This window comes from Xanthomonas melonis (assembly GCF_020783655.1).
Classification (GTDB): domain Bacteria; phylum Pseudomonadota; class Gammaproteobacteria; order Xanthomonadales; family Xanthomonadaceae; genus Xanthomonas; species Xanthomonas melonis.
On the sequence record NZ_JAJGQH010000020.1, the window covers coordinates 1 to 18,221 of the forward strand.

Annotated in this window: 19 protein-coding genes and 1 tRNA gene; 9 read left to right on the forward strand and 11 right to left on the reverse strand. The window is 55.9% G+C overall.

What is annotated here, in order from left to right; all coding sequences use genetic code 11:
- The first annotated feature begins 120 nt into the window (after positions 1-120).
- The 9 genes from LL964_RS18195 (at position 121) to LL964_RS18235 (ending at position 3,707) form a co-directional block, all read left to right on the forward strand.
- On the forward strand, positions 121-351 hold the full coding sequence (locus LL964_RS18195) for a hypothetical protein (RefSeq protein WP_228329494.1): 231 nt from the start codon (positions 121-123) through the stop codon (positions 349-351).
- Positions 351-623, forward strand: a complete 273-nt coding sequence (locus LL964_RS18200; RefSeq protein WP_104588749.1) for a hypothetical protein — start codon at positions 351-353, stop codon at positions 621-623. The genes LL964_RS18195 and LL964_RS18200 overlap by 1 nt, the downstream gene beginning before the upstream one ends.
- A 78-nt stretch (positions 624-701) precedes the next feature.
- Positions 702-1,127, forward strand: a complete 426-nt coding sequence (locus LL964_RS18205; RefSeq protein ID WP_167395447.1) for a hypothetical protein — start codon at positions 702-704, stop codon at positions 1,125-1,127.
- A complete protein-coding gene (locus tag LL964_RS18210; RefSeq protein ID WP_104588751.1) occupies positions 1,120-1,302 on the forward strand; it encodes a hypothetical protein in 183 nt (60 codons plus the stop codon). Before LL964_RS18205 ends, LL964_RS18210 begins: the two co-directional genes overlap by 8 nt.
- The gene (locus tag LL964_RS18215) at positions 1,295-1,567 is read left to right on the forward strand and encodes a hypothetical protein (RefSeq protein WP_104588752.1); all 273 of its coding nucleotides are present in this window, start codon (positions 1,295-1,297) and stop codon (positions 1,565-1,567) included. The genes LL964_RS18210 and LL964_RS18215 overlap by 8 nt, the downstream gene beginning before the upstream one ends.
- Positions 1,564-1,788, forward strand: coding sequence for a hypothetical protein (locus LL964_RS18220; protein WP_104588753.1), 225 nt, complete (start codon positions 1,564-1,566; stop codon positions 1,786-1,788). The genes LL964_RS18215 and LL964_RS18220 overlap by 4 nt, the downstream gene beginning before the upstream one ends.
- A 265-nt stretch (positions 1,789-2,053) precedes the next feature.
- Positions 2,054-2,263, forward strand: a complete 210-nt coding sequence (locus LL964_RS18225; protein ID WP_104588755.1) for a DUF7696 family protein — start codon at positions 2,054-2,056, stop codon at positions 2,261-2,263.
- Positions 2,260-2,478 carry a hypothetical protein gene (locus LL964_RS18230; RefSeq protein ID WP_104588756.1) on the forward strand — a complete coding sequence of 73 codons (219 nt, stop codon included), beginning with the start codon at positions 2,260-2,262 and terminating at the stop codon, positions 2,476-2,478. Before LL964_RS18225 ends, LL964_RS18230 begins: the two co-directional genes overlap by 4 nt.
- Positions 2,478-3,707 (forward strand): site-specific integrase, encoded by a 1,230-nt coding sequence (locus tag LL964_RS18235; protein WP_104588757.1) that lies wholly within the window; start codon positions 2,478-2,480, stop codon positions 3,705-3,707. The genes LL964_RS18230 and LL964_RS18235 overlap by 1 nt, the downstream gene beginning before the upstream one ends.
- Before the next feature lie 77 nt (positions 3,708-3,784).
- Here the strand turns inward: LL964_RS18235 and LL964_RS18240 are convergent.
- The 11 genes from LL964_RS18240 to LL964_RS18290 all read right to left on the reverse strand — a co-directional run bounded on the left by LL964_RS18240 (position 3,785) and on the right by LL964_RS18290 (position 18,170).
- Positions 3,785-3,861, reverse strand: a tRNA-Asn gene (locus LL964_RS18240).
- Between the two features lie 66 nt (positions 3,862-3,927).
- Positions 3,928-4,320 (reverse strand): type IV pilin protein, encoded by a 393-nt coding sequence (locus LL964_RS18245; RefSeq protein WP_104588810.1) that lies wholly within the window; start codon positions 4,318-4,320, stop codon positions 3,928-3,930.
- A gap of 47 nt (positions 4,321-4,367) precedes the next feature.
- Positions 4,368-8,102 carry a pilus assembly protein gene (locus LL964_RS18250; protein WP_104588758.1) on the reverse strand — a complete coding sequence of 1,245 codons (3,735 nt, stop codon included), beginning with the start codon at positions 8,100-8,102 and terminating at the stop codon, positions 4,368-4,370.
- 10 nt (positions 8,103-8,112) lie between these two features.
- Positions 8,113-8,640, reverse strand: coding sequence for a pilus assembly PilX family protein (locus LL964_RS18255; protein WP_104588759.1), 528 nt, complete (start codon positions 8,638-8,640; stop codon positions 8,113-8,115).
- A gap of 2 nt (positions 8,641-8,642) precedes the next feature.
- Complete coding sequence (locus LL964_RS18260) at positions 8,643-9,803, reverse strand: PilW family protein (protein WP_104588760.1); 1,161 nt, start codon at positions 9,801-9,803, stop codon at positions 8,643-8,645.
- 5 nt (positions 9,804-9,808) lie between these two features.
- Positions 9,809-10,288 (reverse strand): type IV pilus modification protein PilV, encoded by a 480-nt coding sequence (pilV, locus tag LL964_RS18265; protein WP_046963964.1) that lies wholly within the window; start codon positions 10,286-10,288, stop codon positions 9,809-9,811.
- Positions 10,285-10,803: a GspH/FimT family pseudopilin gene (locus tag LL964_RS18270; protein WP_104588761.1), complete on the reverse strand. Its 519-nt coding sequence runs from the start codon at positions 10,801-10,803 to the stop codon at positions 10,285-10,287. Before LL964_RS18270 ends, pilV begins: the two co-directional genes overlap by 4 nt.
- Before the next feature lie 122 nt (positions 10,804-10,925).
- Positions 10,926-12,311, reverse strand: a complete 1,386-nt coding sequence (ppnN, locus tag LL964_RS18275; protein ID WP_104588762.1) for a nucleotide 5'-monophosphate nucleosidase PpnN — start codon at positions 12,309-12,311, stop codon at positions 10,926-10,928.
- Between the two features lie 188 nt (positions 12,312-12,499).
- On the reverse strand, positions 12,500-13,399 hold the full coding sequence (locus LL964_RS18280) for a hypothetical protein (protein ID WP_146092446.1): 900 nt from the start codon (positions 13,397-13,399) through the stop codon (positions 12,500-12,502).
- A 524-nt stretch (positions 13,400-13,923) separates the two neighbouring features.
- Complete coding sequence (locus LL964_RS18285) at positions 13,924-14,667, reverse strand: Fic family protein (protein WP_104588763.1); 744 nt, start codon at positions 14,665-14,667, stop codon at positions 13,924-13,926.
- A gap of 278 nt (positions 14,668-14,945) precedes the next feature.
- A complete protein-coding gene (locus LL964_RS18290) occupies positions 14,946-18,170 on the reverse strand; it encodes a TonB-dependent receptor (RefSeq protein WP_228329495.1) in 3,225 nt (1,074 codons plus the stop codon).
- Positions 18,171-18,221: the final 51 nt, after the last annotated feature.

Sequence of the window (18,221 nt, forward strand, 5' to 3'; positions counted from 1 at the left end):
CGAACAAGACCCCGGGTGGGTCAGATTTACTTCGGCGATCCAACGAAAAGTGGGTCAGATTTAAATCGGCGTTGACACCTGATCAAGACCTATCGCATCGCCCCTGGCGTCTACCTGAGCTTGCAAGCCCGCAGCCAGGACGTACTCGCCGAGCTGTATGCAGATGGCCTGCACGACCGTGCGCCGGTGATATTCGCCTGCAGCTCGATCGAAAGACCTTCCGACGTAGTCCTCCTTGCTGACGGCACCGGCCTGGTCATTGGTTCGATGCGCGTGGTGCTGCCCGAAGCCGATGCTGCTTCGCTGACCGAATGGATGATTGCCCGCCTGCCTGTCTCGGAGGTGGCCTGATGGACGCAGCCAGTCTAAATGCTCAGTTTCCGGAGGGCGCTGACTACTCGATCAACGAAGAAGAGCAGTTCCGGCTGTGGCGCGCCTACCACGCGGCCGCCTTGCTTGCCGCGCTGACCAACGATGTGGCGATCGAGGCAGGCATCAACCACGACGGACCAGCGGCAGTGGCCGACTACATCCGCCACGAGCTGCTCGATGTCCTCAATGGCGCGCAGCAACTACGTGAACCGGATCCAAGCATTCCGCCATCTGGCGCTGACCTGATCTGACCCAGCAACAGCGGGCCGGCGGGTGGTGCTGCAACACCACCCCAAGGCCCTCCACCAACGCAACTCAGGAGAGTCGATATGCAACAGCAAACTGGAACACATCCAGCCACGGCAGCACGTCCGCTGGCTTTGGGCACCGGACCCGACGTGGAGGCTAGCACGCCGGCCGTCGTGGCCTACGACCGTGGAATGGGCGACTGCTCGGCCACCATCACCCTGCATGTCACGCATGGTTCGGTGGTGGTCACTGCCGCGCTGAGCATGGGTCCGTTGCGCGAGGCCCGTCAGTCCTGGGAGCGGCGGCGTGGCTCCGGCGGCGGCTGGAAACTCGTCGAAGGGCCCCGCCTGTGGACGGCCGCAGAGGACTCGATCAGCACGGAGCTGGCCGAATTCATGGACGGCCTGGATTTCCCCTTCGACCTGGCCAACATGCTGCCGCGCCGTCCGACTGCGGCTGCCGCCGCTGCGGTGGCACAGGCTGCACGCGAGGTGGCCAATGGCTGAGCTGCTCACGCTCGCGATGGTAGTTCCGCCGGCGATCGGTGGCGCCCTGGTCTACAGGCTGTGGTCGACCCGCCGCCCACGCCTTACTCGGACCGGACTGGCAGTCGGCCAGGTACCACAGCGGCGCCGCGGCCGCGTCCGTATGGCGGTGCGCCGGGAGGCTGTGCATGGCTAAGTCCGTCATCTTTCTCAGCCCACAGGGAGCCGGCAAGTCGCTCAACGCCGAGTTGCTGTGCCAGCGGCTGCGCCTGCAGCACGTCGTTGAGTTGGACGACCTGCTGCATACGTTTCGCGCGGACCGCATAGAACCAGTGGGGCAGCTGATTGTCACCTGCAACGAGCAACAAGCGCAGACATGGTCGGTGCGCTGGGGCCTGCGCGTTATCAGTGTCGAAGAAGCGCGCAGCCAGTTGGGTTCCGCGTGGAGGACGCAGCGATGAACCTGCAGCGCACGATTGAAGTTGCCCGTTCTGCTGCCCGGCGAGGTGAACCTGGCCCGTTATCCACCGGCGAGGCGCTGACTGCCGCCCTGGTACTCAATCGCCACGACTGGCTGGCGGAACTCGGCTATACCGTGGCCCAGGCACTAGACCGGATTGACTCGGACACCGTGCAGCACCTGCGCGATGCCGAGCGTGCCCTATGTGCGGAGGTCTCATGACCCAGCGCCAGGTCGACCACGACAGTCCGCTGCCGGCTTGCTCAAACGGCCACGTAGCTCGCCACATGCTCGACGCCCGCCGTCCCGAGGCAGGCGGCGGGCACTTCATCGAATGCATATGCGGCCGCACGCAGAGGCACCCCAGCTTTGACTTGGCCATGACAGAGTGGCGGCGCGCTCACCGGATCCGCATACCGCGTCAGCCGCGCGCTCATGCGCCCAACGTGGTGCAACTCGGCCTGCGTTTTACCGGCACACGCACGCGATGATCGACAGCGCAAGTATGGAGAGCTTCCGCCGCGTCTGCGAGGCGCGCCATTGGCTACGGCAAGGCTGCGTGGATGCGGCAAAAGTGAGAGAGCTCAGACTCCGCATTGCCGCCCAGCGGGGCTATGCGGCTGCGGACTTGCTCGTGGAGGAAATGCGCGAGCAGTGGCGCTGCCGGCGGAAGTGGATGACGGAGCCACAGAGATGAGCGATGCGGTGTTGACATTTGAGGATCTGCGGCGACTATGCGCGCCGATCGGGCCTGCACCGCGCGCATCGACAGTCGTGCGCTGGGCTCATAACCAGGGTATCCGCTACAAGTACGACGGCCGGGGCGGGATCTGGACAACTGTAGATGCGCTCAACGCGGCACTGGGCATTGCCCATGTACCCGCCGAGCTACATAACAAGGAGCTGATCTGATGGGACGCGGCAGGAAGCGCCAGTTCAACCCTGATATTCCTCGACATATCGACCAAGACGCCCTCCCGAAGGGCGTCTACTGGGCGGATGGACGCTGGTACATCATCGAGCCGCACCCCGAAGGCGGCTCAACGCGAAAAAGAACCATTGCCTACGCAGATGCGCGGCTATCCGACCTCCATGCGGCCAGAGAGGCTGCTCGAGGCGCCGGCCTGGTGGGCACGCTGCAATACGTGGCTGATGCATTCAAGCTATCAACGGAGTACCGCGACCTATCGCGCGCTACTCGTGATGACTACGATCGCCACGCAGAAGTGGCATGCGGCTATGTGTTGAAGGACGGCAGTACGTTTGGAAGCCTGCAGGTCGATCGCCTTTCCGTTCCCCTGGTCCAGCGCTTGGTCGAAGCGCTCGCCAAAGGACGGGAGGCTAGTGCTGTACAGCCCGGCTTGCCCGCCCGGCCGTCAACGGCCAATCACACGCTGCGCTATCTGCATCGGCTATTCGCTTGGGGTATACGCATCGGCCACTGCAAGACCAATCCGGCGAGCGGTGTGAGGGCGGCGAAGGAGCGTGCCGACGCAAAAATGCCTGAACCGCAGTCCTTCCTGGCGGTGCTTGAGTTCGCCAAGGCGCGTGCCGCCTTGCCCTTGCACGCAAAGGGATCGGTCCCGCCGTACATGCCGGCTGTGATGGTGCTGGCGTACAACGCGCGTCTGCGCGGTGTCGAGGTGACAGACCTGACCGACGCCGACGCCCTGCAGCAGGGTGTCCGTTGCACACGCCGCAAAGGCTCCCGCGACAACATCACGCTTTGGAACGACGATCTGCGCTGGGCTTGGACCTGGCTGCGGGAATATCGCGCCAAGCGCGTCCAGGCGCATAGGCGGCCAGTGGCGATGCGTCCCGAACAACGAGGGCTATTGGTCACACAGACCGGTACTCGCCTGGCCAGGTCGACATTGAAGACCGCCTGGCAGCGCCTGATCATGGCGGCGATCGACGAAGGCGTGATCGAGGCGGAAGAGCGGTTCACGCTCCATGGCCTGAAGCATCGCGGAATTACAGACACGCGCGGGACCAGGGCGCACAAGCAAGATGCTGCAGGCCACGTCACGCCGCAGATGACGCATCGATACGATCATGAGCTGCAGGTAGTCGAGCCGCCGGCGCTGCCCACCGATGAGGCGCTTGCGTTCGTTGACGTAGCGGAAGTGCCGCAGTCGTAGAAGCAGCGAATTTTCCCGGTAATTTTCCCGGTGCAACGAAAAAGGGCTTGCGATTTCTCGCAAGCCCTTGATGTTTCTGGCGCCCGAAGTTGGACTCGAACCAACGACCCCCTGATTAACAGTCAAGTGCTCTAACCGGCTGAGCTATTCGGGCGGGGTGGGCATTGTAGCAAGATCCCACCGCAATGCAACACCCCTATGCATTGGACTTTACTACCTGCTACCAACACTCTGACCTGCTGCCTTTAGAGCTGGTCTTGCGAGAAGCTTGGTCAATGCTCAGGGTGCCGCACTTGTCGGCAGCCTGAGCAGCTCCCGGTGTCGCCGTAATCACATATCCAGACTGGGTCTGCTGAGACAGGGCAAGAGTGTACGCTGCAGTTCCTCCCTCGCGCGGCGATACTAACGTTGGCAGACTGAAACCAACGTATGTGTTCTGTACCGTGTGATACCTCTCCGCCAGATGAGAGTACTCAACGAGATCGACCTTCGCTTGGGCCCGCTTCGATTTGCGCACGTGCTCCGCGTAGTTGGGATATGCGATCGCGGACAGAATCGCAACCACAGCAACCACGATCATGAGCTCGATGAGCGTGAACCCTTGTGCTCGCATCGAACAGCTGTTCAAGTACTGACATTGAGGATGCTTCGTCAACCTAATCATTGAATTTGCCTCCAAGACTGCCTTCCGCATGGGTATGGGACATACATCGGCTGCGCACCGGCAACATTGATCACCATCCAGCACGAACTACCGCCAGGTGGCAGAGAACCAGGAGTCAAGCGCGGAATTGCCGACACACCCACGTCTTTTACCGGCGTTGTACCCTGTGTCGTCAAGGAAGTTGCCGCAGTGCCAGAGGCAAACGCTGCACCGGTGGGTGAACCATTGCGAGCAACATCGAGCGCCGCTCCACCCGTGCGAGTATTCAGTCCAAAAAGCCAGTTACTGCCCTGAGCGGCACAGCCCACACTGTTTGGATTGGGCACGTACGTGGGCATGAAAACGATACCTGAAGCGACATTCGGATTACCTACCATGCGCTCGCCGGCAGGCAGATCTACGTACCATCCCTGTCCTCCCGTGACGCTGGAACCCATTACCAAGCTACGAGAGGTACCAGAAGTCGCAATCGAGTTGGCCTGCAAGTTCGAACGTGTGATGGAACTGGTAACAACACCGGAACTCGTGTCGTTCACGCCATACAAAGATTGAATCGCCGCATCGAACGGGTCGTTCTGGAAAGAGAAACTGCCGGTACCGAAGAACAACGTCACGCCACCGTTCTCGCCTTCAGTCGCTACCAGTCCTCCGGTAATCGGCTGACGATAGGTTAAGCCATTTTCCACAGATGTACGACTGGTAAACAGCGGCACTGTAAGCGCCGTCGCAGTGTTGCGCAGATCGAATTTCCAAATCGCGCCCTTCTGGTCTGCCGCATAAACCGTATCGGCATAGCCGTCGCGCACCCTGTCCAACTGACCAGTCCCTCCCCAGCGATCAACGGCCACAATATTGCCCAGTCCATTGCTGCCAGAGATGCTGTTACCACTCTCGGTGGCTTCGATCATGGTTACTGTTGGCGTACCAGTTTTGATGTCGACAAGAAATAGAACAGCTTTTCCACTTGCACTGTTATAGCCATTGCCGAAGATAGCCTTCCAGCTCACAGTGCCCGCCGAGCTCAAAATCGGAACGATAACCGGCTTACCTAGTACAAAACCGATGTTGTTGCGTATCGCAGCAGACAAAGAGGTATCAAGATCACTAATCTCCCAAAGACGGCTTGCCGAGGTAACACTGGTAGGCGTCGTGACATCCATTGCAAATACGCTCCGGCCACCAGCGCCAGCAGTGCCGACCAAGCTGGTCTTCCATGCGCCACCGTAGTAAGTATCAGATACAGCCAAAGGCCCGTCGACGTAGTAGCGGTGACCGAACTTCTGGTCACTTTGATTGGCCGGATCATAAGGCAAAAGCAGATTACCCATGTGCCCCAGGGCCGTCGACGGAATATACGCAAAACGCTCAACTCCTCCGTTGGAGGACATGACACCGTCGCCATTCATACCACCGTCGAAACCGTGCAGCATTCCATCGTTGGCCCCCACATAGACCATGTAGTTACGGCCAGTCTTTTTCGCATTCAAATAGGCCTGATAGGTAGCGCCAGGATTACCTGGAAGACTACGATAACCATAATCATCTAGCGGAGAACTGATCACGGGAGCGGAATTAACAATATCTCCCAGAACAGTCGTTCTGTCGCGCAAGCGCCCTCCACTTCGCACTTCGCCGGAAGCTTCACCCCGCAGATAAGCGGTTGCCGTCGCTGCGGTTGCCCCAAGATTGGCAAGGTCCGAACTGGTACACAAAGACATGCCCGGATAGAGCGCAGTTGACTTGGTGCATAGATCCGCCAAAGAAATATTGGCGTCGTTGAATGCTGAAACCACCCCCGCCTTACTTACCAGCACATTACGAGCCGCAGCGGACGGCATTCGCGCGCTAGCCTCCCAAGCCGCAGTACTGACTGCTACGCGGGTCTGCGGGTTTACAGCGACGGTGTACCCAGTGAGGCGACCGAACCAGTCTGTCCCCTCGTTCGCTATTTCGTAATTTGGAGCGACCGAGAAGGATCCGACACCGATACGCGCACCACTCTGGGCGAGAGTACCAGAAGGCGAAGAGCCAGCCGTCACAGACGAAAGGACACGTCGCATTGCCTGGGTGATTTCGGCTGGGGTCCTCGCATTAATGTACTGTCCCCGCGTATTCGTAGCCGCATGCCAGATGTCGTCAACAGTGCTTCGCTCATCGTTCTCGCGAGGCGGCCAATTTTGATAAACCGCCGGCGTTGTGTACGCATCCTGCACTACACTTGGATTGAACAGATTACCGCGAGCACCTAGCGTAATGCCGTAGAAGTTGACGTGCAGATTTTTTTGACAATCTAGCCTGACACTTGCATTTGCGGTATTGCATGAGCTTGGAACCGGCACCAAACCTGAAGGCAGATCGGCTCGAATGGGAGAACCGCCATTGACATTATTGTAGTACTTGGCAGCAATGTCGCCCATTGTGTTGTCATACGCGTCAGTGAAGGGAACTCCCATATCACCATCGCCGCTCGCGTTACTTACGGACGGACCATCTTGGTTACTATATCCATCTGTAAACAGCATGACTGCATTTTTTTGACACGCCAACTGGACAGGAGCTGCACTATCAGTCCGCTGAAACTGAATACCAGCCGAGTTGACTGCCTGCCGATTCGGCGTACCACCACTAGCAGGCAAGGCAAGAATCGAATTGTACAGAGCAGTCTTCTCGCTCTGCGTACCCATGTTGCGCATCGGCAATCTTTCACTGACATCATCGTAGCTTGCGTGCTGATTGATTCGGAAGAAACCAACTCGCATGTTATTGACATCGGCCAGAGACCTAGTCATACCGGCAATAATCGCTCGATTTCTATTCCCATAGAATGAAAACCAATTGGCGAAATTCTGAAGGGCAACGGTATTGGCCGCGCCTATCGTATACTTCCACATGTCGCAACCAGCACCACATACGTTACGCACGCGATCACGCTGAACCGCATCATAAGCGGAAGCACCAGCAAGAAGAGGCCTCGCATCGGTGTCGCTTATGTAAGGCACAAAGAAGGTCGCCGGCCAGAATCTGATCAGCAACGTCTGCGAACCGCCATTCCACGTTACATCAGAGGTCGTTACCTGTTCATTCCCGAAAAAAAGATTGCCATTGTTATCCTGGAAACGTTGCTTGTATCCCGTCCCACGCGGAAGCACCATCCCATTTTGAATTCTAAAACTGCTACTGAAATCATCCCCCATATAGTTGGAAGCAAGCGCCACAGTTGCGCCTGGCTGGAGCGGATTGATCCGCGTATTGACCAAGTCCGCCTGCGGAAAGGGATTTCCGTCGCTATTTATCCACGGATCGTACTTGACCGTCGGATCGTAATAGGTGGGATTGTAGGCGGCAGAGCGCGCAAACCCTAGACCATCCAATGGAGGGACGCCGCGGCGATTTTCATCGATACGGACGCCGGGAAGGACATGGTTGTAGCCACAACCTACACTAGGCGAATCCTCCGTGTTCAACGCCCCCTGAGCGGAGAAAAAACTCTGCCTTGTAGTGCTCCAGCATCCCTGACCATCCTGCCCTGGAAACTGAGTCTGAAACGTCATCGAACCAGAATCATCCACCGCCATGATAAAAGCAGGAGGCGTCTGCACTTGGTCATTCATCGGCGCTTGAGCCAGTACTCCCTGGCCCTGCGCAGCAATCAATGCATAGACGAAGAATCCCAACCCGATCGCGCCAATCACTGCCGAAGCAAGGATTACTTTCTTTCTGTTAGCTTTCATGTGCGTTTCTTCAAAGTTTGAAGACGGTGTCTATTGCCGCTTCGGAACTGGGATTGGCGTTGTCGTCGGCAGCAACACCAGTGATCTGGAAAACCGGAGATGCTGGATCAACTGGCTGACCCATTCCGATGTTTGCCTCGCCCTGGATACATTGATCGATTTGACGAACATTGACAGCACGATTCGATGTTTGCACCTGAGCCCATTGCATTGGATCGAAGCCATCATCACATACCCGCTTTATATCGCCCGAACCTACCATGCTTGTGGTATCGCTCGACGACATGGTGCGATTTGAAATTTTTTCCACTGAATTTTCGGCGTTTCTAACGGTCCCTTCCGCCTCCTCGAAAGCACGGTTTACTGCACGATAGTTCGACGCCATCTTCTCTTGCATACCAGAAACCTGGATGCCTGCAACACCAATTAATGCTAACAGCACCAGAATCATCAAGGCGACATAAAGAACAGCACCCTTTTGTCGGCCGGCTCCGATTTCACAATTTATGCACTTTTTGAGGACAGGCAGCATCGTCATGATCAGTTCCCGAACAGTCGATTACGGAGAGCAACTGAAAGCTCATAACTGGCACGATATCGCCCATCGTTAGTCGTAGGCGGGATTACCGTTACTCCAAGTACACCAAGGCGATTGACCGCGATTGGAGCTGATGCGGCAGCCGGCGTGGGGCTACGCGCGAGGACACCAACCTGCACTTGACCGACCCGCCGCCATTGATTTGCAGCTGCTGCGTCGGTCGCTGTTGCAACATCGCTCGCAACCCTCTGCGCGGTGATGTTTCCAGCAGGAGGGGTCTGTGTCGCAATTGTTTCGGTACTGTCTAGTCCATAAAGGAATTGCAAGCTCTCAATGCCCTCTACGAGCTCCTCGCTGGTGTACTGGCCGTTTCCTCCAGCTCTAGCCCTCCGCAACGCGGGCTCCCCTGTATCTGGATTGTTCGCAACGTAATACACAAGCGATTCGGCGCGGTACACCATGGTCTGACCAGTAGGCTGTACGACATATCGACCGGCAAGGTTGACTCCTGAGGCCACTACGGTTCCAGCCGTAGTCGTGCCGGCAAAAACATCAGCGTGGGCGCAATCTGCAATTCCGAACAGCGTCGGTGCTGCAACGCCATCATCCGTAAGCCTCGCCCAGCGGGCGGCATCCATCGTCAACGTCGTATTGGAACCCGCCGCCGCGATGCCCGTGGCAGGAACCCCTTCGGCGGAAAGAAAGCGCAAGACGATGATGTCGCTACCCGCCCGCGGCGCCGGACTGAGGTTTTGGATTGCCGTGGGCAATCCAGTGATCGAGCCTGCGCTAGCCCCCACTGTCTGCGCTTGCCCAGGGGAAGTCCCTGGTGCCTCGTACCCCTGAATTGACACCGAAAAGTCCAGCGGACTGCCGCTCCCCGTTGTGGCTGACAGATTGACCCGTGGATCACCTTGCCCCTTAACGAACTGTGCCTGGTCGTTGACGCACCCAAAGTGTCCCGCCATACGAATATCGCGTGCCAGATAGTCCAGAGCGAATCGCCCATTCTCCTGGGCTCGCGATGCGCCTTCGGATAGCTGAGCAGCAGTACGCGATGCAGAGAAGATCTGGATGACGCCTAACAGCAGCACCAGCCCGATCACCATAGCAATCATGAGTTCAATCAGGGACAGACCTGCATTGCGCCTATACACACTCATTGCTGTTAAATCTCCGTCCGCAAGGCAAAACTTGTAACGGTGTCGGGATTGTCCTTGTCCCAGCGCTGATCGCCCCAGCTGATCGATACTGTTGCAACTCCATTGGCATACGTAACAGTAGCCGCTGCCTTATCTCCCAACGCCTTTGCAACCTGACATTGCCAACGCGCAATATTCTGCGCGACAGCAACTGCGGTTCCGGTGGGATAGGCGCAAGCGCCCGATTGAGTCACAGAGCCAGCAGCGAAACTAGCAGCGGTGTATTGCGTCACCAGATACCGGTTTGATCGCATTTGATCGATAAGGTCATAAGCAAGATTGGTCGCCTGCGTACGGTAATTGGCACTTTGCACGAACCGGACATTCATGGTCTGCAGCAAGGCGAACCCAAGCAAACCGAAGGCCAGCACAAGAATTGCTATCAACACCTCAATCAACGTAAAACCTTGCGACAATCGCGCACTGAAGCTAGGAGTTTTCTTCATACACAAGCCTCTTTTTTGCTACGGACTTGCCCGGATGCATTCACGGTCAATGATCTCCTTAACGGCTGCCCCCCGCATTGGTCCGGCTGGAGCGCAACCCGCTGGTCTGCAGGCGCGCGGCGCCGACCACGCGTATCGAAAGCGACCACCGTTCCAGTGGTTGGCCCCTGGACGACAAGCCGAGGATTGCCGGTCGAGTAGCGCAGCACCGTTTCTCCAGTGTCAAAACTACCGTTGCCGTTAGAGTCACTCCAAGCCATGACTCCTACACTCCAGCTGCCGTCGCAGCTGGCCCCGGTGGAGCTGCCGCACACGCCTCCACCCTGACCATTCCGGATGGCCTCGGTTCTTGAGAGATTCAATAAAGCCAACAGCTCGTTGTTGGCAGCAGCCACCCGATTGGATCGCAGCACCCCCTGAAAGCTAGGGTAGCCGATGGCCGCCACGATCGCGAGCACGGCAACGGTTACCATGAGTTCAATCAGAGTAAACCCGCGCGAACGGACAAATAACATTGAGACGCTCCCCAGCGTTGGCGTTGACAGCATCGTCAAGCCTTATGTCGGATGCAACCTGCGGCAGATAAGCGGTTGGTATGGCCGACGAACGATGCCGACCACCCCATGTCCTCGCGCCCTTAAGTCACCACCCGATAACAAGGCCGGTAATCCCCAGAGATCTTCATTCGGCGCTGCTCGACGAAGCCGCGCAGCAGCTCGTCCAGGGCCTGCATGATGTCCGGGTCGCCGTTGATCTCGAACGGGCCGAACTCTTCGATGCGGCGCATGCCGTCTTCCTTGACGTTGCCGGCGACGATGCCGGAGAACGCACGCCGCAGGTCGGCTGCCAGGGCGGGTGCCGGGCGACCATGATGCAGGTCCAGGGCGGCCATGGCTTCGTGGCTGGGCACGAACGGTTGCTGGTACTCCAGCGGAATGTGCACCGACCAGTTGAAGTAGTAGGAATCCTTCTGGTCCTTGCGGTGTGCGCGTACCTCGTGGATGCCCTCGGCCATGCGCCGCGCCACGGCGACCGGGTCGCCAACGATGATCTGGTAGCGGGAAGCGGCCGCGTCGCCCAGGGTCAGGCGGATGAAGCGGTCGATCTGTTCGAAGTACGGTGCGGCGATGGTCGGGCCGGTGAGGATCAACGGGAACGGCAGGCTGGCATTTTCCTCGCGCAGCAGGATGCCGAGCAGGTAGAGAATCTCCTCGGCGGTGCCGACGCCGCCCGGGAACACCAGGATGCCGTGACCGATGCGGACGAAGGCCTCCAGGCGCTTTTCGATGTCCGGCATGATCACCAGGTGGTTGACGATCGGGTTCGGTGACTCGGCTGCGATGATGCCCGGCTCGGTGACGCCGATGTAGCGCGTGTTGTGCTTGCGCTGCTTGGCATGCGCGATCGTGGCGCCCTTCATCGGGCCCTTCATGGCACCCGGGCCGCAACCGGTGCAGATATCCAGGCCACGCAGGCCGAGCTCGTAGCCCACCTGCTTGGTGTACAGATATTCGTCGCGCGAGATGGAATGCCCACCCCAGCACACCACCAGGTTCGGGTCGGATGGCTGCAGGATGCGTGCATTGCGCAGCTGGCCGAACACCGCATTGGTGATGCCTTCGCTGGTGTCCAGATCGCCGCGCTGTGCTTCGAGCTCGATGGCCATGTACGCCAGATCGCGCACCACCGCGAACAACAGCTCCGCCACGCCACGAATGATCTCGCCATCGACGAACGCCATCGCCGGGGCATTGATCAGGTCGATACGGATGCCGCGGTCCTGCTGGTTGACCTGGATGTCGAAATCCGGGTACAGGTCGCGCGCGGCGCGCGGGTCGTCCGAGGCACTGCCACTGGTGAGCACGGCCAGCGCGCAGCGGCGCAGCAACTCGTGCATGCCGCCACTGGAGGCGTCGCGCAGCCGCGCCACTTCCGCCTTGGACAGCACGTCCAGGCCACCACGCGGATAGATCCGCGCATCCACTACCGGCAGCGCCCGCGCCGCCGTACTGCTGAGTTTCATAGCACTTCCCTTCGTTTATCGCCAACTTTAGCGTATCTGCTGCCCAAAAAACTCACATTGCAACTACCACTCGCACATTAAACGCTGATCAGCGTCAGGAAATTCATACAGACAACACTTAGAGGAAATTTGTATGAAATGAGAATAAGCACGACTACGATCAAACCCTATTCCGACTTCTTCAACAATCATAAACATTCCGAAATCTGCCCGTCATAGGTTAAGGCGCGAGGCTCACCCCAATTCTTAGCCGACCGCACCTTTGGTGTACTCGAATCGGCTCCAGAGGTCAAAACCCGCAAACTTTCACGACGCTTTAGCACTTCCGGAGGAGTGCCAGATTTCCCCAGCACCGAGTAAACCTTGTCATAAATAAATAGTGAAAAAACAGGATCCTTTTCGATAATCACTTGAGAGAGTAGCGATCGGGCTTTACCGTTAGAGGGATCGTTTGCATCAGCCAACGCAAGCATTGCATATATATCACCAGACATTGCCAACTCAATCGCGTATTTTTCCGCTACGTCCCTATATTTGATCAACTCATTGGCAGACGAGATCACATCATCGCTACGAAACGGACGGCCCAACACGTAATAACGCTTCGCCTCGTAACTACCAGCCTCCGCAGCTTTTCGCCAGTATGAAACAATTTCACCTGTATTCAAAGCGGCCGCGCCTTCGCAGCGCGCCAAACTCCCCAACAAACTTTCCACACCCGTCAGTGCTGCCTTAGTACTGATGGGACTCGCGCTCAGTACGGATAACCTATTAGACATGTCCACACACTTTTGCAGCTCACTAGCTAACTTGCATGATGCTTTTAAATCCCCAGAGTCCGACTTCGATTTTAAATCCTTTAAAAATTGAGGAAGTACAGTCCTTGCTGCTAAATTGCCAGAATTAATCGAAAAATCGAGCAGCCCAGCAGATTTTGGGTTCGAACTCACCAATGCACCATTTAAATTAACATTGTTATCAATTTGGTCGGGATCATTTCCGTAAAGAAGAATGGCCAAAATAAAAAGGGCCGCTACAAAAACGGCCCAAAAAAACAAGAACTTTAAATTTGATTTATAATTAGACAAATTAAATTTCTCATTCAGACTGGAGTGGGCACTCGACAAATATCAGGCACATACTCGTAAGGAAATCCTACGGTACCAAGCGGGGCATTGCCGCCCTGCACAATTCCCATTAAAATGACTGGACCGCCTATACCGATAGCAGCATAGGTTTCTTCCAACCCGTCATCGTACCTAACTCTATAAAAGTCATTAAACCCTATCGACCGACGAGCTACCGCATTATATGAGTTTATATCGTGCATTGCGTGCAGCATACGTTGTTCTCTAGACGAGCCGCAGACTGCCGGGTAGGGATTAGGAATCGCAGGGTCCAGATTGAGCATAAAATCACCTGCACTGCCCCCATCGTCCGAGGGCCAGTTTGGAGTCCACTCCTCACCGCAATTGCAAGGGAACTGCGGAAGTGGAAAGCTCTGAGTATTCGCTGAAGCATCCATAAGGCCAAAAACGCCCACACTTAATGCAAGACAAATTGCAGCCCTCAACGGAATAGTTCCCATTTAAAATCTCCATTTATAAAAATATTAAAAATCCAAAATAAATTTCTCCAAACCTTTACCGTCGCCTTTTCTTACGTAGGCCTTACTCATACTTCTAGCAGCAGTCAATAAATTTAAAAAATAATCATATAGGTGCCTTAGGCCATATTGCCGAGCGAAGTGAAGCCGATCAACAAACCGTTCTTTTTCAATCAGATTAATCAAAGAAACAAAAATCGATAATTTTTCAAATCCTCTCTCCACGAGCATCTTATGCAAAATTAGTCGTGACATGCGTCCATTTCCATCAGCGAAAGGATGTACATGCAAAAAGAAAAAGTTAAATATAACCATCAAGGCGACAATATCTTTTTCTTTTTTACACACATCCATCAACCAGACGATCTCTAACTTCACTTCATAGAAGGGAGCTATAAAACCTATACTTGAGCTTTTCCTCACTCCGACTTGAACAGGTTCTTTTCGGAAATTACTTTTATTTTCGAGACACATTAGATTACGATGCGCCTCCAAAATCGAGGCCGGTGACGCCTCATCTAGTCGACGAACATATTCAGCAAAAAGGGCGATGAAATCTTGATCGCAATTCAAATCCGTACGCCCTCGAAATATATCTTTTAATAAAAAGATTTTACAGTCGCCCAATAATTCTTCTGAAATTGAAAAATCTTTTACAGCGTCCATGCTTTTGAATGAGACAAGATCAAGATCGTCTTTCATCAATCTATTGGGTTTGAATGCCACTGGCATTGCGATGAGAGGTTTCATCTTCTTTAATGCTCATTCATTTCGCGAACGTAACACACTGAGTGCAAATATAATGTGGCACCCATCACACTATTTGTATGCCAACCGTTTCACTTTACTAGATGCCGATTTGAAGAAAATTACAACGCTGCAGACCTATCCAAAGAGATCAGTAAGATCTTCCCTCACGAATTCATATGCGCGTTGAATCTAAAACTTCAAGACCATACATTAGCACAACACTTTATTTCAAAAAAAACGGCCGATTGACGGCCGTTTTTTTTTAGGGCATACCGACATTAAAATTGATAACGGAAACCTAGCTGTAGCGCCCAGCGGGAAATGCCCTTATCGTCGTATACAGTCGCAGCGTCGGGCTCGTTGAAGCGGTAAACGTATTTGCCAGTCGCCGCGTCAATGCCGCCGTACTCAGCAACGCCCTTGAAGCCCGGGAACGCGTACTCGTCGACACGGCCCCACTTCTTGTTGAGCAGATTACCCACGTTCATGACGTCGACCCAGATCTGCGCCTTGTTGCCATCGAAGAAGCCCGGAAGCTCCTGCTCGATATGCAGATCGAACTGGTTGACCCAGGAATTACGCACCGCGTTGCGACCCGCAACCTGGCCCTTATGCGTGGACAGATACTGATCGTTGTTGACGTAGTTCCAGAACGCATTTTCTTCAGCCGCGTTGCGGAAGAGCACATCGCCACGTGCTGCCGGGATGTACAACAGATCATTGAAGCGACCATCGCCGTTGGCGTCGTTGTCGAAAGTGTAGCTGTACGGACGGCCGCTACGACCTTGATACACCAAACCGACCTTGGTCGCAAAATCGCCGAAGAAATTATGCTTCCACTGCAGGGTACCAAGGAAGCTGTCCTTGATCTCGTAAGCCGAGGTCGCGTTGACCTCTTCATTTGCTTGGAAAGTTGCCGTGTTGAGCAACTGCGAGCCCGATGTAGAGCTGGTCAGGCCGCTGACTTCCTTCGCATTCGAGTAGGTATACGCGAGGCTCCACGACCAGTCGCTGTCATTGAATGGCTTGTTCAAGCCGACAGTGAAACTCTGCGTGCCACCCTGGTTGGTTGAGCGCGCAATGATGGCGTCGTTAAAGCTGGTGTTACGACCCGCACGGATGTCCGTGCCGCTATTTACACATGATGATCCCAACGCCACACCGGTTTCGCGAAGACATGCGTTACCCAGCGAGTTCCAGTTTGCCGGGTTCAGGCCATTGGTATTCCAGTAGATATTTCGACCATCCTGACCAACCGCAGTCGCGTTGCCCAGATTGAGCTGCTGGTAATAAATGGCTTCCTTGACCTTGGTAACCACACCTTCCATCGACGCGACGATGCCGTACCAAGGCAACTCGGTATCGAACGCCAGATTGGCCTTCCATACTGCAGGCTGGCCGAGATCCTTGTCGACGAAATCGACCGACTGCGTGGCGCCCAATGTTCCGCGCGGCTGGTTATTGATATCCGGTGTAAAGCGGATCCCACTATTGGACGCATTAGGGAAATTGTAGTCGGTGTATGCCAGGCCAGTATTGGAATACGGGTTGGACAACCAAACCGAAGCGGCCGCACCCTGGAACAGACCAACACCACCGCGCAACTGGGTCGGACGATCGGCATCGAAGGTGTAATTGAAACCAAAGCGCGGCTGCCACAGGCCGTTGCCATCGATGGTCTCATCATTGCGACGACCGAAAGCGTTGAAGGCCGCCTGGTTGAACTGTGGTGAGTTCTTCACCATCGGCTCGTCATAACGCAGGCCGAAGTTCAAGGTCAGGTTGCTGTTGACGGCCCAGGAATCCTGCAAGAACACGCCAACATTACGCATTCCCCATTTCGCAGCGATATCGTCGATACCGGTGGGCGAATAGGAGTAGCGGTAGGCATTCGGTAGATTGGCCTGATAGTTAGCGACCGAGTTGAACGTGTAGTTACCGAACACACGCGGCCCAAACAAATTATAGATGTCGTTGTCTTCGTAATCGAAACCGAACTTGACGGTATGATCGTTTAAGAAAAGCGTACCGGCGAAAAACGCATTCCAGGTTTCCGTACGCAACTCATTGGCCTGCGTGTTGGCTTCGGTACCAAGGTTCAACGTGTTGTTGCCGAAGCGCACAGCAATTGCAGGCAGCTGCGATGCCGCGGTACGAACCGCCGAATAATCGCGATACGAGACTTTGGCTTCAGTCGAGAACGTATCGGTCCAGTCACTGAACAACTGACCGGTGTAAGTCTCAAGTTCGAAGTCACGCACGTAATGGTAGGAATTCAGTGCGAGCGAGGTGTTACTGAAGCCATTTAGGTTGGCTGTGCTCTGCTCAGACTTGCCATACCGAAACGAGCCGCGATGCTTATCACTGATGTTCCAATCCAGCTTGAAGCCCTTTTCCTCGGAATCAGAATCCAGCGCAGGCAGAGTTAAGGTTCCGGGATCGAAACCGTAGACGTTACGCGAGATGTCGATAACTTGGTCAATCTGCGCCTGAGTGATTCCAACCACGTTGCTGGCACCAGAACCCGTCGGACCAAAGCCGCTATTTCCGGTGAAAACACCCTTGCCCTTGTACTTCTCGTAGTTGGCGAAGAAGAACAACTTGTCCTTGACGATCGGCCCCCCCAGAGTCAGGCCGTAGGTCGATTCGCGGTCGAACAGCTGCGGACGGATGTCGTTCTGGTTCTTGCCCGACCAATCGTTTTCGCGATAGGTGCCGTAGACCGAGCCATGGAATTCGTTGGTACCCGACTTGGTGACGGCGTTAATCACACCGCCGGTGCCGCCACTGATAGTGACGTCGTAATTGGCCACGTCCACCGAGATTTCGTCAATGACGTCCATCGAGAACGGCTGGCGCGGGGTCGGCAGGCTGTTGGATTCCAGGCCGAATGCGTCGTTGGTGCTGATGCCGTCAACGCGGATCGCGTTGTAGCGTGGGTTCTGGCCGGCGATGGAGATTTCGTTGCGCGCCTTGTCGGTCTGCGCAACGCGCGGATCGAGACGCACATAGTCCTGCAGGTTGCGATTGATCGACGGCAGCGATTCGATTTCTTCGCGGGTCACGTTGGTGCCAGTGCCCATCTTGTTGGCGCTGAAGATCGCCGAGCCGTAGTTGCCTGCGATCGCCTGCACAGTACCGAGCGTGGCCAGATCGCCGCCCAGGGCTGCATCGACCTGATTGACCTTGTCCAGGTTCAGGTACACGCCTTCACGCGTAGTGTTGCCCGCGCCGGAAGCGGTGATGGTGATGGTGTACGGACCGCCCACACGCAGGCCGCGCGCGTTGTAACGTCCGCTGGCATCGGTGGTGGCGCGGCTCACGGTGCCGGATTCGACGTGTGTGATCGTCACTTCGGCATTCGGTACAGGCTGCCCGCTGGCGCCGGTCACCAGGCCAGCAACGCCGGCAGAGGTGCTCTGGGCGAACACGGGGGCGGCGGCGAGCGCGGCGACAAGGCCAAGCGTGAGCTTGGACATGCGGAGACAACGGGGGTGGGTCATTTCGGTGGCCTCGATACAGGTTGGGCAGTGACAAAAAACGCAGTCAGCCCA

Excerpts from the sequence above, each read along its gene's own strand:
- LL964_RS18255 (WP_104588759.1), bottom strand. The coding sequence starts at position 8,640 with ATGACGATGCTGCCTGTCCTCAAAAAGTGCATAAATTGTGAAATCGGA.
- LL964_RS18205 (WP_167395447.1), top strand. The coding sequence starts at position 702 with ATGCAACAGCAAACTGGAACACATCCAGCCACGGCAGCACGTCCGCTG.
- LL964_RS18290 (WP_228329495.1), bottom strand. The coding sequence starts at position 18,170 with ATGACCCACCCCCGTTGTCTCCGCATGTCCAAGCTCACGCTTGGCCTT.
- LL964_RS18220 (WP_104588753.1), top strand. The coding sequence starts at position 1,564 with ATGAACCTGCAGCGCACGATTGAAGTTGCCCGTTCTGCTGCCCGGCGA.
- LL964_RS18230 (WP_104588756.1), top strand. The coding sequence starts at position 2,260 with ATGAGCGATGCGGTGTTGACATTTGAGGATCTGCGGCGACTATGCGCG.
- LL964_RS18215 (WP_104588752.1), top strand. The coding sequence starts at position 1,295 with ATGGCTAAGTCCGTCATCTTTCTCAGCCCACAGGGAGCCGGCAAGTCG.
- LL964_RS18210 (WP_104588751.1), top strand. The coding sequence starts at position 1,120 with ATGGCTGAGCTGCTCACGCTCGCGATGGTAGTTCCGCCGGCGATCGGT.
- LL964_RS18200 (WP_104588749.1), top strand. The coding sequence starts at position 351 with ATGGACGCAGCCAGTCTAAATGCTCAGTTTCCGGAGGGCGCTGACTAC.
- ppnN (WP_104588762.1), bottom strand. The coding sequence starts at position 12,311 with ATGAAACTCAGCAGTACGGCGGCGCGGGCGCTGCCGGTAGTGGATGCG.
- pilV (WP_046963964.1), bottom strand. The coding sequence starts at position 10,288 with ATGAAGAAAACTCCTAGCTTCAGTGCGCGATTGTCGCAAGGTTTTACG.
- LL964_RS18245 (WP_104588810.1), bottom strand. The coding sequence starts at position 4,320 with ATGCGAGCACAAGGGTTCACGCTCATCGAGCTCATGATCGTGGTTGCT.
- LL964_RS18225 (WP_104588755.1), top strand. The coding sequence starts at position 2,054 with ATGATCGACAGCGCAAGTATGGAGAGCTTCCGCCGCGTCTGCGAGGCG.
- LL964_RS18235 (WP_104588757.1), top strand. The coding sequence starts at position 2,478 with ATGGGACGCGGCAGGAAGCGCCAGTTCAACCCTGATATTCCTCGACAT.
- LL964_RS18250 (WP_104588758.1), bottom strand. The coding sequence starts at position 8,102 with ATGAAAGCTAACAGAAAGAAAGTAATCCTTGCTTCGGCAGTGATTGGC.
- LL964_RS18270 (WP_104588761.1), bottom strand. The coding sequence starts at position 10,803 with ATGTTATTTGTCCGTTCGCGCGGGTTTACTCTGATTGAACTCATGGTA.
- LL964_RS18285 (WP_104588763.1), bottom strand. The coding sequence starts at position 14,667 with ATGAAACCTCTCATCGCAATGCCAGTGGCATTCAAACCCAATAGATTG.
- LL964_RS18260 (WP_104588760.1), bottom strand. The coding sequence starts at position 9,803 with ATGAGTGTGTATAGGCGCAATGCAGGTCTGTCCCTGATTGAACTCATG.